The organism is Sphingomonas endophytica (assembly GCF_014199415.1).
GTDB lineage: Bacteria > Pseudomonadota > Alphaproteobacteria > Sphingomonadales > Sphingomonadaceae > Sphingomonas > Sphingomonas endophytica.
This window is the reverse complement of the sequence record NZ_JACIJN010000004.1, coordinates 1-13206: the sequence shown is the minus strand read 5'-3', so window position 1 is coordinate 13206 and position 13206 is coordinate 1. Positions and strand designations below refer to the sequence as shown.

Below are 13206 nucleotides of genomic sequence, written 5' to 3'. Positions count from 1 at the left end.
GAGCGCTTATTCCACCCTAAACGCCCGGAACGGTGAGCCCTTTCTGATCGGCAGCGGCACCAGCCAATCGAAATGCTCGCCCTTCGCCAGCCGGTCGTAGAAGCCGCCGCGGGCCTTGGCGCGATAATTGGTCGATTCGGCCATGTCCGGGCACACCAGCAACATCGTCGCGCCGTGCCGCTTCATGATCGCGCGCGCGGCGGCGGGCGTACCCATGAAGGCATGGTGGACGTCGAGGATCGCATCGCCGTTGCGGTGATACGGTCCGGCGATCGCATCGTGATGCGTCAGCGTGATAAGCCGTGGTCCCAGGTCGACGAAGGTAAAGACGGTCTGCGCCGGATAGCGGTCGAGCGGCTGCATCGCCGGGATCGTCAGGCAGCGCCCGGTCGCCTTGTTGACGCGGCGGACATAGGCGCTGGGGCGATCGACCTTGAAGCGGTCGATGATGATCTGGGTGAAGCTGCCCGAGACGATCACGAACAGCGCCGCCGCCGCCGCCGCCTTTGCCCACCAGTAACGCGGCGCGATCAGCCACGGCCCCGCCATCCACGCCAGCGCCGCGGCGCCAGGAATTGCAAGGAGTTGCGCCGCGGGTCCGGCGCGCGCCTGCCACAGCAGCATCAGCGCCGCGAACGCGCCGAACAGCGCCACGCACGCCCAGCCGCGCAGCGTCGGCTGCCGGCGTGCTCGCCAAGTCGCGAATAATGCGCCGAACAATCCGATCAGGGGGAGGGTGACGATCGGCAGCGCGACGCGCAGCGGGTGGCGATAGATCGGCTTCGCCTCGCGCACCTGCGACAGCCAGCTCGTGTAGAGTTCGTTCGATACCTGCTCGGGCCGGCCGAGGCATTGCGGGAAAGCAAGCGCGAAAAAGGCGGCGACGACCGCACCGGCGGCGACTGCCAACAGCAGCCGGATCAGCGGCTTGCGCGGCGAAACGACCGCGAGCGCCAGCAGCAGCCCGCCCGCCAGCACCACCGTCGAGGCATAAACCGGGGTCAGCGCGTCGCAGCGATAGACGCGGTTCGCGTAGGAGGTGAACGCTGCGAAACCGGCCGCCACGCCGCCCGCCAACGACAGCGCGTAGAGCGCCAGCCGTTCCCGTTCCGCCCGCTCCCAGACCCAGGCGAGCGCGATAATACCCCCCGCCATCGCGGCATAGGGCAGCATTTCCAGCCCGATCGTCAGCGAAATCGCGGTCGCGGTGCCGACCAGTGCACCGCCGCGCCCGCGCCGTGGATCGCACAGTCCCGCGACCGTCACCGCGAGCATCGCCAGCTGCCAGCCATGATGGTCGATCCGGTCGGGCATGAACATGCCGAGCGCGACATTGGTGGCGAGGAACAGCGCGATCCCCAGCGGCCATGCCAGCGGATGCACCAGCCGGCGCAGCGTCGCGCCCAGCGCCACCAGCACCACCGCCAGCGGCAGCAGCGGCGCGATCCCGCACGCCAGCCGCTCGGCCTCCGCCACCCCGACGAACGGGCGCAGCAGCACGATCAGCCCGGCGATCGGCAGGTCGACAAGCCGCGACCAGTGGATGTTGAACCCGCCGGGCGGGTTGAGCCGGTAATTGCGCAGGTCGAACCAGCCCTGGCCATCCAGCAGCGCGCGGACCTGCATCAGCCGCATGTTGTCGTCGGTATCGCCCAGCGACAGCCAGTGGATCGCCGCCCAGCGCTGCCAGACGTACCAGATCGCGATCCCCGCCCAGGCCAGCAACGTCAGCCGGAGCCAGTGGCGGTCGAGCGTCCGCGCGGCCCGGTCTTGCGTGGCGGGCGGCAACAAATGGTTGGTCAACACTTTCCCTTCACGCCGCGCCGTAAGGGGCGGCCCGTCGATCCGGCGGTGCTTAGGACGGGGGCGAAGAAACGGCAACGGGCGTCCCGCGCCCGCACGCACGCGGCCATTGCCAGCACCGGCGTGCGGCCCTAGTCGGGCGACGAAAGGGGCAAGTCAGTGGCGACGTTGCAGACACACGGCAGGATCGAGCAGTTGCGCGCGCTGTTCTGGCAATTGGTGCGCTTTGGGCTGACCGGGGGCGCGGCCACCGCCATCTATGCCGCTGTCTATTGGCCGATCGCCACCTATGCGCAGGCGCGCTGGCCGCTCGAACATCGCAGCGTCTGGCCGTTGATCGCCAACGTGCTCGGCTATCTGGTGTCGATGGTGGCTGGCTATGTCATCCACAGCCGCTGGAGCTTCCGCGACGTCGGCGCGCGCGACAAGGTCTCGCGCACCGGCGGCCGCTTTCTGGTCGTCACGCTGGTCAGCTTCGCGCTCAACACCTTCTTCGTATGGTTTCTGACCGGGCCGATGCACGGCGCGACCTGGTGGCCGCTCGTCACCAACGTGTTCGTCACGCCGATGGTGACGTTCGTCCTTTATCGTTTCTGGGTGTTCGCTTGAACAAGAGTAATCGCTGATGGACCGTCGCGTCTATGATCGCATGGCCGAGCATGATTCCACCCATTGGTGGTATCGCGCGCGCCGCGACATTCTCGCCGACTATCTGGCCCGCGAAGCCAAGCTGCCGGTGTCGTCGCACATCCTGGAGATCGGCTGCGGCACCGGGCACAATCTGCCGATGCTGGCGGCGTTCGGCGAGGTCGACGCGATCGAGATCGACCCGGCGGCGCGCGCGATCGCCAGCCAGCGGCTCGGCAAGCCGGTCGGCGACGCGCCGCTCCCCGCGCTGCCCGGCGTGCCGCGTGGCCATTACGATCTGATCGCGGTGCTCGACGTCGTCGAGCATATCGAGGACGACGTCGCCGCGCTGGCGGCCATGCGCGAATGTCTGGCACCGGGCGGCAAGATCCTGATCGCGGTGCCCGCGCACCAATGGATGTGGAGCGCGCACGACGTCGTGAACCACCATCACCGTCGCTATTCGAAGAAGACGTTGCTCGGCGCGATCCACAAGGCCGGGCTCCGGGAGCGCGGGCTGACCTATTTCAACTCGCTGCTGTTCCCGCTTGCCGCGGCGGCGCGGGTCGCGGGCCGGCTGACCGGGCGTGACGACAGCGACGACTCGCCACCGGCTGCGCCGCTCAACGCCTTGTTCGAGCGAATCTTCGGGTTTGAGCGGCATCTGGTCGGGCGCGTGCCGATGCCGATCGGCGTGTCGATCCTGACGCTGGCGGAGCCGAGCTAGGCGAACCGGCGTCTGGTGCGACCGGCCTGAACCGATCCTTTTGCCGGGGTGACATGTCGGCTTCGAGCGTCGCCCCTGCGGAGGCGGGGGCCTGTGGCTGTCGATTTTGTGTGGTGGGCTGACACACGAGCGGCGCGCTTTGTGTCGGCGGGGCACCCGGACGATACAGACATGGGTCCCTGCCTGCGCAGGGACGACGGTTATGGCGGGGAGGTTCGTCGCCGATCACGCGCGGTGCGATCGTGCGGCGGCGTCGCGCGCTCGTCACTTTCCTCCTCCTTGCCATTAATCCGGCGTCAAAATCGATTTCGTCATGACCAGCCGTCGCCCCTGCGGAGGCAGGGACCCATAGCTGTCGAGTTTGTGTGGTGGGCTGACACGGGAGCGGCGCGCTTTGTGTCGGCGGGAGCCACCGGACGATGCAGACTTGGGTCCCTGCCTGCGCACGGGCGACGGGCATGGCGGGGAGGTTAGTCGCCGATCACATGCAGCGCGAGTGTGCGGCGGTGCGGCGCGGCGCGGTGCTCGAACAGGTAGAGCCCCTGCCACGTGCCCAGCACCATCCGGCCGTCCGCCACAGGGATGCCAAGCGAGACGTTGGTCAGCGCGGTCTTCAGATGCGCCGGCATGTCGTCCGGACCTTCGTCGTCATGTTCATAGTCGCGCGATTCGGGCGCGAGCCGCTGGAAGTAGCGTTCGAGATCGCGCCGTACCGCCGAAGCCGCATTCTCGTTGATGAGCAGCGAGGCGGAGGTATGCCGACAGAAGACGGTCAGCAGGCCGTCGGCGATCCGCTGCGCGGCCAGCCACCCCGCCACCGCGTCGGTCACCTCGACCAATCCCGCCCCGCGCGTCGGAATCGTCAATTGCCCGTGCGCCTGCCGCATCAGAACAGCCGTCCGCCGTTCGGGACGGGAATGCCGGGATGCACCAGAACGACCTTTCCGTCGCCATCGGGAAAGCCGAGGGTGAGCACCTGCGACATGAACTTGCCGATCTGGCGCGGGGGAAAGTTGACCACCGCCGCGACCTGTCGCCCGACCAGCCCGGTGCAGTCGTAATGTTCGGTGATCTGCGCCGACGACCTTTTCACCCCGATCGTCGCGCCGAAGTCGATCGTCAGCTTGAAGGCGGGCTTGCGCGCCTCTGGGAAGGGCTCGGCCGCGACGATCGTCCCGACCCGCACGTCGACCGCCAGAAAATCGTCGAACCCGATCTCCGGTGCGGGCGGGGCGGCGGGATCGTGGGTGGCGTGCATCAAAAGTCCGGATTCTCGTAATAGCTGGGCGGTTCGATCCCGCTGATCCGCTCGGCGAGCAGCGGCCGGAAGCTGCGGCGGCTCTTGAACGCCGAATACCATGACTTGGTCAGCGCATGGCCGGCCCAGTCGATCCCGCCGAGATAATCGGCGACCGAGATCTGCGCCGCCGCGGCGAGGTCGGCGAGGCTGATCGTCGAGCCCGCGATCCATTTGCGATGATCGAGCAGGAAGTCGATGTAATCGAGGTGGCCGACCGCCGACTTCATCGCCTCGCGCAGCCGCGACGCGTCGGGGGCCATGCGGTGCGCGATGCGCTTGATCATGCGTTCGTCGAGCAGCGGCTGGGTGACGTCACGGTAGAAATGCGTGTCGAACCACGACACCAGCCGCCGGATCTCGGCGCGGTTGGCGGCGGTGCCGTTGATCATCGCGACCCGCTCGACCGTTTCCTCGAAATATTCGCAGATCGCCATCGAATCGACCAGCACGACGCCGCGCTCGTTGTCGGTCATCACCGGGGTCTGACCGGCGGGGTTCATGTCGATAAAGGCGTCGCGCCGCTCCCACGGGTTCTCGCGCATGAGCTGATAGCCCACGTCCTTTTCGTTGAGGAGCGTGCGGACCTTGCGCGTGAACGGACACAGCGGGAACTGATAGAGCTGCCACATATATCCGCGCTGTTAGGCAGACTTGGGGTCGGGGGGAAGCGGCTTCGTCGCGCGCGTGGGACGATCAGCCCGTCGCGCGCGGGCGGCGGCGCGGCACCGCGTCCGACTGCCGCCGGATCAGCGCGTATTCGACCAAGACGTGCGGATGATCCTCGCTGCCGCCAGCGCGGCGCTGGCGGATCTCGCGCATCAGCAGGTCGACCGCGGTGCGCGCCATGTCGCTGACCGGCTGGCGGATCGTGGTCAGCTCCGGCCAGACCGTCGTCGCCAGCGCCGAATCGTCGAAGCCGCAGACGGTGAGGTCGCCGGGCACGTCGAGGTCGCGGCGGTGCGCGATCGCGACGGTCGCGGCGGCCATGTCGTCGTTGCTGGCGAAGATCGCGGTCGGCGCGTCGGACAGGTCGAGCAATCGCTCCGCGGCGTCGAGGCCCGAGCGATAGCCGAAATCGCCCGCGGCGATCAGCGTGTCATCGGCGTCGAGCGCCATGTCGGCCACCGCGTCGCGATAGCCGGCGAGCCGCTCGCCGGTCGCGCTCTGGTTGGCGGCGCCGGTGACGAAGCCGATCCGGCGGTGACCGAGCGCGCCGAGATGGCGGGTCATCTCGTAGGCGGCCTTGCGATCGTCGATGCTGACCGACAGCGCCCATTCCGGCGCACGCCCGGTCGAGACCGCGACGACCGGCACGTCGCGCTCGCGCAGCATCGCCAGCACCGTCTCGGCGTCGCCGAGCGGGGGCGGGAGCAGCAGGCCGTCGACGCGCCCGTTGAGCAGATGCTCGATCGCGGCCACCTCGCCACCCTCGGCGCATTGCTCGACAATGATCTGGCCGTTCTGGCGGGCGGCCTGATCGAGGCAGCCGACGAGAAATTCGCTGAAGTAGAACAGGCTGGTCGTGGTGTGCAGCACGCCGAGCCGGAAGTCCTCGCCCCCCGCCAGCATCCGTGCCGCCGCCGAGGGGGCGTAGCGCAACGCGGCGATCGCTTCCTCGACGCGCTCACGCGTGGCGTCGCGGACGCTGCCCTCGCGGTTGATGACGCGGCTGACCGTCATCGGCGACACGCCCGCGCGTGCCGCGACGTCGCTGATCGTCGGGGCGTTGCGCTGGCGGCGCGATCCGCGCGGTTCGTTCATGCCGGACAGTCCATGCGCACGGTTCTTGGCGACCGCGGGCGGCGTCGGCAAGCACGAGATTAATCGTGATGACCCGGAACGTAGCGAAAGGACTGCGCCTTGTACCACGCCAGATCGTGCGCGGGCGGCGCGACCCCGGCGGGCAGCGCGCGGCCGTTGACCGACATCCAGTAAGCGAGGCTGGCGTCGCGCCACCAGCGCGCCTCGCGCTCCTGCACCGCCAGATAGGTGGCGGTCTTCTGCCAGCGCTCGGCATCGACCTGCGCGCGCACGCCGTCCCATTGCCTGCGCATGTCGCCGACATAGGTGACGCCGCGATCGTAATGCGCGACGAGGTCTTCCCACAGCGTCCGGCCCGACGCCATCTTCCGGTCCCATCCGACATGGTGGAACCACAAAAGGTCGCGCTCGGGCGTGGTCTTCGGATCGGCGAAGCGCTTCGCGACCGGCGGCGCATATTGCGCGACGGCGTCGCTGCCGGTCTTCGTCCGGTCGAAGCCGATGCCGGCGCGGTCGGCCTTGTGGTAATAGACCGGGTTCCATTCGGGGCGCTTGAGATCGGCGACCCACGGCCCCGGCCCGTAATGGTGCCCGGTCGCCATCAGATGCGCGAGCCCCAGCGCGCCGGTATAATCGACCACCGCCTCGCGCGAGCCCATCATCATCGCGACCGCCGTGTCGACCACCCGGCGATCGGTGCCGAACGTCTGCTGCGCCCATTCGCGCGCGATCGGCTCGGCCTTGAGCGTCGGGTCCCACGCCATGCGACCGAACGCGTACCAATTGGCCTGGTTGAAGGTCGAGCCCGACCAGTCGCGGTCGCGCCCGATATTGGCGACGCCCGCCATGCCGGTCAGGCGATGTCGCTCGCTGCTGCCGTCGACGACCGACGCGACCGTCTCGTCGCCGCGACCCGTTTTCGCCGACAGCACTTCCTCGAACAGCGGGCCGAGATAGGCGAGGTGGGTCGCGAAGCCGAGATATTCCTTGGTGATCTGGAATTCCATCACCAGCGGCGTCTTCGGCATCGCGCCGAACAAGGGATGGAAGGGCTCGCGCGGCTGGAAGTCGATCGCGCCGTTCTTGACCTGCACCAGCACATTGTCGGCGAAGCTGCCGTCGAGCGGCTTGAACTCGGTATAGGCCTGTTTGGCGCGGTCCTCCGGGTCGGTCTCGGCATAGACGAAAGCGCGCCACAACACGATGCCGCCGTGCGGCTTCACCGCGGCGGCGAGCATGTTCGCGCCGTCGGCATGGCTGGCACCGTAATCACGCGGGCCGGGCTGGCCCTCGCTGTTCGCCTTCACCAGGAAGCCGCCGAAGTCGGGGATTGCGCGGTAGATCTCGTCGGCCTTCGCCTTCCACCACGCGGCTACCTGCGGGTCGCGCGGGTCGGCGGTCTTCAGCCCGCCCAGCTCGATCGGCGCCGAGAAGCGCGCGGAGAGATAAACCTTGATCCCCCATGGCCGGAAGACATCCGCCAGCGCCGCCGCCTTGGCGATGTAGCGCGGGGTCAGGCTGTCCGCCTTGGCGTTGACGTTGTTGAGCACCGTGCCGTTGATGCCGATCGAGGCATTGGCGCGCGCATAATCGGTGTAGCGCGGATCCTTGAGGTCGGGGAGCGTCCACCAGTCCCACAGCGACACGCCGGCATAGCCGCGCTCGACGGTGCCATCGAGATTGTCCCAGTGGTTGAGGACGCGCAGCTTGACCTTGGGGGTGCTGGTCAGCGTCGCCTTGGCTGCCGTCCCGCCGGTCGCGAGGTGGCGGAGCAGCGCGAACGCGCCGTACAGCGCGCCGCGATCGCTGTTGCCGGCGACCAGCAGCGTCGGCCTGCCGTCGAGCGTGACGGGGCGGACCAGATAGCCCTCGTCGCCGAGCGGCGCGAACGGCAGCCGCAGCGCCGCGACGCCGGGATCGGCAGCGGTGGCGACCATGACCGTCATCCCCGCGGGCAGTACGCGCGACAGCTCGGCGGCGGCGAGGCGCAGCGTTGCGGTATCGCCGCGGATCGCGACCGTCGTCGCGGCCGGTGCGGCCGCCGGGGCGCGCAGCCACAGCCGATATCCGTCGTCGGCGTGCGCGGTGCCTGCCATCAGCAGGGCGAGCGCGCCCAGCCATCCCGAACGTGCCTTCATCATCGCTCCCGCTACTTTCGACGGCATTGACAACGCCGCTTCTTCATCGTCATGGTAACGCTATCAGCAGAAATTCACAAGTCGCGGCGGCAGACCGGGCATATCTGGAGAATGGGTGCGTGATCGCCTTTGTCGACCAATTAGGGTCATCGCGCGCTGCGCCTGAGCGCGCCCCGCGCTTCCCTAGATGCCGCCACTTGCGCAGACTGATCGCGAGCGGGCGCGACGGTCGCGCCGACCCGACCGTCGCGCCCGACATCGCCTGAGGGAAGCCATGCCGATCATCACCGACGCCCGCGTCATCATCACCTGTCCGGGGCGCAATTTCGTCACGCTCAAGATCACCTGCGACGACGGCACCACCGGAGTCGGCGACGCGACGCTCAACGGGCGCGAACTGGCGGTCGCCGCCTATCTGTCCGAGCATGTCGTGCCGTGCCTGATCGGGCGCGACGCGCACCGGATCGAGGATGTCTGGCAGTATCTCTACAAGGGTGCGTACTGGCGGCGCGGGCCGGTGACGATGACCGCGATCGCGGCGGTCGACGTGGCGCTGTGGGACGTCAAGGGCAAGCTCGCCGGATTGCCGGTGTACCAGTTGCTCGGCGGCGCGAGCCGCGAGGCGTGCATGGTCTATGCGCACGCCAACGGCACGACGATCGAGGACACGATCAACGTCGCGCTGGCCGAGCGCGACAGGGGCTACAAGGCGATCCGGCTGCAATGCGGGGTGCCGGGGCTCGCCTCCACCTATGGCGTCGCCAAGCCTGGGCAGCGCTACGAGCCCGCCGATGCCGCGCTGCCGAGCGAGTCGGTGTGGTCGACCGAGAAGTATCTGCGCGTGGTGCCCGAACTGTTCGCGGCGGCGCGCGAGGCGCTGGGGCCGGACGTGCATCTGCTCCACGATGTCCACCACCGGCTGACGCCGATCGAGGCCGGGCGGCTGGGGCGCGATCTCGAGCCGTATCGGCCGTTCTGGATCGAGGACCCGACCCCCGCCGAAAACCAGGACGCGTTCCGGCTGATCCGGCAGCACACCACGACGCCGGTCGCGGTCGGCGAAGTGTTCAACTCGATCTGGGACTGCAAGGCGCTGATCGAGAACCAGTTGATCGATTATGTGCGCGCGACGATCGTCCATGCCGGGGGGATCACGCACCTGCGCCGGGTGGCGGCGCTCGCCGACCTGTATCAGGTCCGCACCGGCTGCCACGGCGCGACCGACCTGTCGCCGGTGACGATGGCGGCGGCGCTGCACTTCGGGCTGTCGATCCCGAACTTCGGAGTGCAGGAGCATATGCCGCACACCGCCGAGACCGATGCGGTGTTTCCGCATTCGTACCGCTTCGAGCAGGGCATGATGCATCCGGGCGACGCGCCGGGGCTGGGGGTCGACGTGGATGAGCAATTGGCGGCGGGGTATGAATACAAGCGCGCCTATCTGCCGGTGAACCGGCTGGAGGATGGCACGCTGTGGAGCTGGTGAGGGTGACGTCTGTATCTGGCGTCCGCTCGCGAACAAACACCACCGTTCGCCCTGAGGAAAGGCCGAGCTTGTCGAAGCCTTGTCTCGAAGGGCTCGCGCGGGGCGGTGCTTCAAGACGGCATTGGGACAAGCTCAATGCCTCCTCAGCACAAACGGGCTTGGGGAAAGCCGCGCTGCGGCAGGTGAGGAAAATATACGGCTCATGAGCGACTTCACCCAAGCCGCGCAGCATGCGCCCGACACCGTCGCGCACGAAGTACCGCGCCCCAAGGGCCGCATTCGCTGGATCATCTGCGCGCTGTTGTTCGCCGCGGTGGTGTTGTCCTACGTCGACCGGCTGGTGCTGGGCGTCCTCAAGCCGCAGCTGACCGAACTCTACAATTGGACCAACACCGGCTACGGTGACGTCACCGGCTATTTTCAGGTCTTCTACGGGATCGGCTTCCTGATCTTCGGGTGGCTGATCGACCGGATCGGGCCGAAATACGGCTATCTGCTCGCGATGGGCAGCTGGACGCTCGGCCATTTCGCGCAGACGCTCGTCACCTCGACGACCGGCTTCGTGATCGCGCGCATCCCGCTCGCGTTCGGCGAGGCGGGGACCTATCCTTCGGCGCTCGCTGCCGCGTCGCAGTGGTTCCCCAAGAAAGAGCGCGCGCTCGCGATCGGCATCTTCAACGCCGGGGCGAATGTCGGCGCGGTCGTAACGCCGCTGCTGATCGGGTTCATCGTCGCCGGGTTGCTGCTCGACTGGCGCTGGGCGTTCATCATCACCGGGTTGTTCAATCTGGTATGGCTGTTCGCGTGGTGGCGACTGTACCACAAGCCTGCCGAGCATCCGCGGCTGACGACCGAGGAGCGCGCGTGGATCGAAACCGAACCGGCGGTCGATCAGGGCCGTGCCGGCTTCCTGCGCGTGCTGCGCCATCGCGAGGCCTGGGCCTATATGGCGGGACGCTTCCTGATCGATCCGGTGTGGTGGACGTTCCTGTTCTGGCTGCCCGACTTCTTCAACAAGCAATATGGCTATGATCTGAAGAGCTTCGGTCCGCCGCTCGTCGCGATCTACATCCTTGCCGATCTCGGCGCGATCGCGGGCGGCTGGTATTCGTCGCACCTGCTCAAGCGCGGGGTGGCGACGGGCCGCGCGCGTAAGCGGGCGATGTTCGCTTGCGCCTTGTTCGCGTTGCCGGTGATGTTCGCGGGGCAGGCGAGCAACATCTGGATCGCGGTGTTGCTGATCGGGCTGGCGTGCGCGGCGCATCAGGGCTTCTCGACCAATTTGTTCGCGTTGCCGGGCGACCAGTTCCCGCGCTTTGCGCAGGGCACGCTGATCGGGCTCGGCGGCTTCGCCGGTGCGGTCGGCGGGTTCATCGCGTCCAAGTCGCTGGGGCTGCTGCTCGATACCGTCGGCAGCTACGGGCCGTTCTTCGTCGCGTGCGGGGTGGCGTATCTGGTGGCGTTGCTGGTCTTCCACCTGCTCAACCCGCGCTATCGCGACGTTCGTCTGACGCAAGCCGGTTGACGGAAGCGGATAAGTTCTTGATACCGCTATCAACACCATGCGAGCATGTTCTCGGATCAGGTGCGACCGGCATGAACGGTCAGGGAGAGGAACGATGTCGATCATCACGCCCGGCCCGAAATGCGCCGCTCATGACGTCGTCGTTCCGCGACCGCCCGGCAACAACCCGCTTTTCTGATTGCGTTAGGCGCGCCGTTTTTCTCCCCTTTATGCGGCGCGTCGACTCTCGGGGCCGGTCTCTTCGCGAGCCCGGCCCTTCTTTCTTCCGGAGCGACCATGCGATCCTCGTTCGTCCTAGCCGCTGGGCTGCTGAGCCTCACCGCCACCCCCGCGACGGCGCGGTCCTGTAGCTGGCAGGCGGCATGGGCCTCGGCGCAGATGACGCCGGAGGGCAACAACGTCCTCCCCGCCGACGCGCTGCGCGACGCGACGCTGCGCCAGATCGTCCGCCCGTCGCTGGGTGGCGCGCGGGTGCGGGTGCGCTTCTCGAACGCTTATGGCCGCGCGCCGCTGCGCATCGCTGCGGCGAGCATCGCGCGCTCGGCGGACCTTGCCAGCGCGCGGGTGTCGCCGGGCAGCCTGCGCGCCTTGTCGTTCGGCGGCGCGCGCGACGTGATCGTGCCGCCGGGCGCGGAATGGTGGAGCGACGCGGTCACGCTGCCGGTCACGGCGTTCGACGATCTGGCGGTATCCGCTTATTTCCCCACCGCGCCCGACGGCCAGACCTCGCATCCCGGATCGCGCGCGACGTCGTGGATCGCCAAGGGCGACGTGACCGGTGCGACCGATCTGTCTGGGGCGACCGGCACCGATCACTGGTTCCAGCTCTCCGGCGTCGAGGTCGAGCGCTGCGCCGCGCCGAACGGGGTGGTGGCGTTCGGCGATTCGATCACCGATGGCTATGGCGTGAAGCCCAACACCAATGCGCGCTGGACCGATGGGCTCGCGCGGCGGTTGGGCGGGGCGGCGGCAGTGCTCAACCTCGGGATCGGCGGCAACCGGCTATTGCTCGACGGGCTGGGGCCGAATGCGATGGCGCGCTTCGACCGTGACGTGCTGGGGCAAGCCGGGGCCAAGCACCTGATCGTGCTGGAGGGCGTCAACGACATCGGCGTGCTGACCCGCGAACAGCCCGCGACCCCGGAGGCGCACCGTGCCCTGGTGGCGGCGGTGACGGGGGCGTTTGCGCAGATGGTGGCGCGCGCTCATGGCAAGGGGATGACGGTGCATCTCGCGACGATCATGCCGTTTTCGAGCAACGCTTATTATCACCCCGGCGCAGCGAGCGAAGCGGACCGGCAGGCGATCAATGCATGGGTCCGCACCCCGGGCAACGCCGATCGCGTGATCGACTTCGACCGGCTGATGCGTGATCCGGCGCGGCCCGACCGGCTGTTGCCCGCCTATGACAGCGGCGACGGGCTGCATCCGAGCATTGCCGGTTATCGCGCGATGGCGGAAGGAATTTCGCTGGCGTCGTTGCGCTGAGCGATGCTATTTGTCCGACTATATACCTGACTCGTTCTGGAGCCCGCCTGCATGACCGCCCCCCACGATCCGACGAAGCTGCGCAGCCGTGCGTGGTTCGACAATCCGGCGAACATCGACATGACGGCGCTGTATCTGGAGCGCTATCTGAACTTCGGGCTGACGCTGGAGGAATTGCAGTCGGGTCGCCCGATCATCGGCATCGCGCAGACCGGCTCGGACCTGTCGCCGTGCAACCGTCACCATCTGGTGCTGTCGGAGCGGGTGCGCGAGGGCGTGCGCGAGATGGGCGGGATCGTGCTGGAATTCCCGGTGCATCCGATCCAGGAAACCGGCAAGCGCCCGACCGCC

At 68.0% G+C, this 13206-nt stretch carries 12 protein-coding genes; 6 read left to right on the top strand and 6 right to left on the bottom strand.

Annotation, left to right across the window (positions count from 1 at the left end; translation table 11 throughout):
* Positions 1-6 precede the first annotated feature (6 nt).
* Entirely contained in the window at positions 7-1806 is a 1800-nt protein-coding gene (locus FHS97_RS07070; RefSeq protein WP_343053389.1) for an AcrB/AcrD/AcrF family protein, read from the bottom strand.
* Between the two features lie 156 nt (positions 1807-1962).
* Between FHS97_RS07070 and FHS97_RS07065 the strand changes: the two genes are divergently transcribed.
* Positions 1963-2412 (top strand): GtrA family protein, encoded by a 450-nt coding sequence (locus tag FHS97_RS07065; protein ID WP_343053388.1) that lies wholly within the window; start codon positions 1963-1965, stop codon positions 2410-2412.
* 16 nt (positions 2413-2428) lie between these two features.
* The gene (locus FHS97_RS07060) at positions 2429-3157 is read left to right on the top strand and encodes a class I SAM-dependent methyltransferase (protein ID WP_184035124.1); all 729 of its coding nucleotides are present in this window, start codon (positions 2429-2431) and stop codon (positions 3155-3157) included.
* A gap of 470 nt (positions 3158-3627) precedes the next feature.
* Here the strand turns inward: FHS97_RS07060 and FHS97_RS07055 are convergent, their stop codons facing one another.
* From FHS97_RS07055 to FHS97_RS07035, 5 genes are all read right to left on the bottom strand, one after another.
* A complete protein-coding gene (locus tag FHS97_RS07055) occupies positions 3628-4044 on the bottom strand; it encodes a secondary thiamine-phosphate synthase enzyme YjbQ (RefSeq protein ID WP_184035121.1) in 417 nt (138 codons plus the stop codon).
* A complete protein-coding gene (locus tag FHS97_RS07050) occupies positions 4044-4415 on the bottom strand; it encodes a tRNA-binding protein (RefSeq protein WP_184035118.1) in 372 nt (123 codons plus the stop codon). Before FHS97_RS07050 ends, FHS97_RS07055 begins: the two co-directional genes overlap by 1 nt.
* Positions 4415-5086 carry a glutathione S-transferase family protein gene (locus FHS97_RS07045; protein ID WP_184035115.1) on the bottom strand — a complete coding sequence of 224 codons (672 nt, stop codon included), beginning with the start codon at positions 5084-5086 and terminating at the stop codon, positions 4415-4417. Before FHS97_RS07045 ends, FHS97_RS07050 begins: the two co-directional genes overlap by 1 nt.
* A gap of 64 nt (positions 5087-5150) precedes the next feature.
* Positions 5151-6218 carry a LacI family DNA-binding transcriptional regulator gene (locus FHS97_RS07040; RefSeq protein ID WP_184035112.1) on the bottom strand — a complete coding sequence of 356 codons (1068 nt, stop codon included), beginning with the start codon at positions 6216-6218 and terminating at the stop codon, positions 5151-5153.
* Between the two features lie 59 nt (positions 6219-6277).
* Positions 6278-8359, bottom strand: a complete 2082-nt coding sequence (locus FHS97_RS07035; protein ID WP_425506293.1) for an alpha-glucuronidase family glycosyl hydrolase — start codon at positions 8357-8359, stop codon at positions 6278-6280.
* A gap of 271 nt (positions 8360-8630) precedes the next feature.
* On the opposite strand from FHS97_RS07035, the gene manD reads away from it, so the two are divergent.
* The 4 genes from manD to FHS97_RS07015 all read left to right on the top strand — a co-directional run.
* Complete coding sequence (gene manD, locus FHS97_RS07030; protein ID WP_184035105.1) at positions 8631-9842, top strand: D-mannonate dehydratase ManD; 1212 nt, start codon at positions 8631-8633, stop codon at positions 9840-9842.
* Between the two features lie 202 nt (positions 9843-10044).
* Positions 10045-11367 (top strand): MFS transporter, encoded by a 1323-nt coding sequence (locus FHS97_RS07025; protein ID WP_184035102.1) that lies wholly within the window; start codon positions 10045-10047, stop codon positions 11365-11367.
* Between the two features lie 276 nt (positions 11368-11643).
* The gene (locus tag FHS97_RS07020; RefSeq protein WP_184035099.1) at positions 11644-12855 is read left to right on the top strand and encodes an SGNH/GDSL hydrolase family protein; all 1212 of its coding nucleotides are present in this window, start codon (positions 11644-11646) and stop codon (positions 12853-12855) included.
* A 51-nt stretch (positions 12856-12906) separates the two neighbouring features.
* A partial coding sequence (locus FHS97_RS07015; RefSeq protein WP_184035096.1) for a dihydroxy-acid dehydratase domain-containing protein occupies positions 12907-13206 on the top strand: 300 nt, incomplete at its 3' end.

Coding starts and splice junctions, on each gene's coding strand:
- FHS97_RS07050 (WP_184035118.1), bottom strand. CDS start 4,415: ATGCACGCCACCCACGATCCCGCCGCCCCGCCCGCACCGGAGATCGGG.
- FHS97_RS07035 (WP_425506293.1), bottom strand. CDS start 8,359: ATGATGAAGGCACGTTCGGGATGGCTGGGCGCGCTCGCCCTGCTGATG.
- FHS97_RS07045 (WP_184035115.1), bottom strand. CDS start 5,086: ATGTGGCAGCTCTATCAGTTCCCGCTGTGTCCGTTCACGCGCAAGGTC.
- FHS97_RS07060 (WP_184035124.1), top strand. CDS start 2,429: ATGGACCGTCGCGTCTATGATCGCATGGCCGAGCATGATTCCACCCAT.
- FHS97_RS07025 (WP_184035102.1), top strand. CDS start 10,045: ATGAGCGACTTCACCCAAGCCGCGCAGCATGCGCCCGACACCGTCGCG.
- FHS97_RS07020 (WP_184035099.1), top strand. CDS start 11,644: ATGCGATCCTCGTTCGTCCTAGCCGCTGGGCTGCTGAGCCTCACCGCC.
- FHS97_RS07040 (WP_184035112.1), bottom strand. CDS start 6,218: ATGAACGAACCGCGCGGATCGCGCCGCCAGCGCAACGCCCCGACGATC.
- FHS97_RS07055 (WP_184035121.1), bottom strand. CDS start 4,044: ATGCGGCAGGCGCACGGGCAATTGACGATTCCGACGCGCGGGGCGGGA.
- manD (WP_184035105.1), top strand. CDS start 8,631: ATGCCGATCATCACCGACGCCCGCGTCATCATCACCTGTCCGGGGCGC.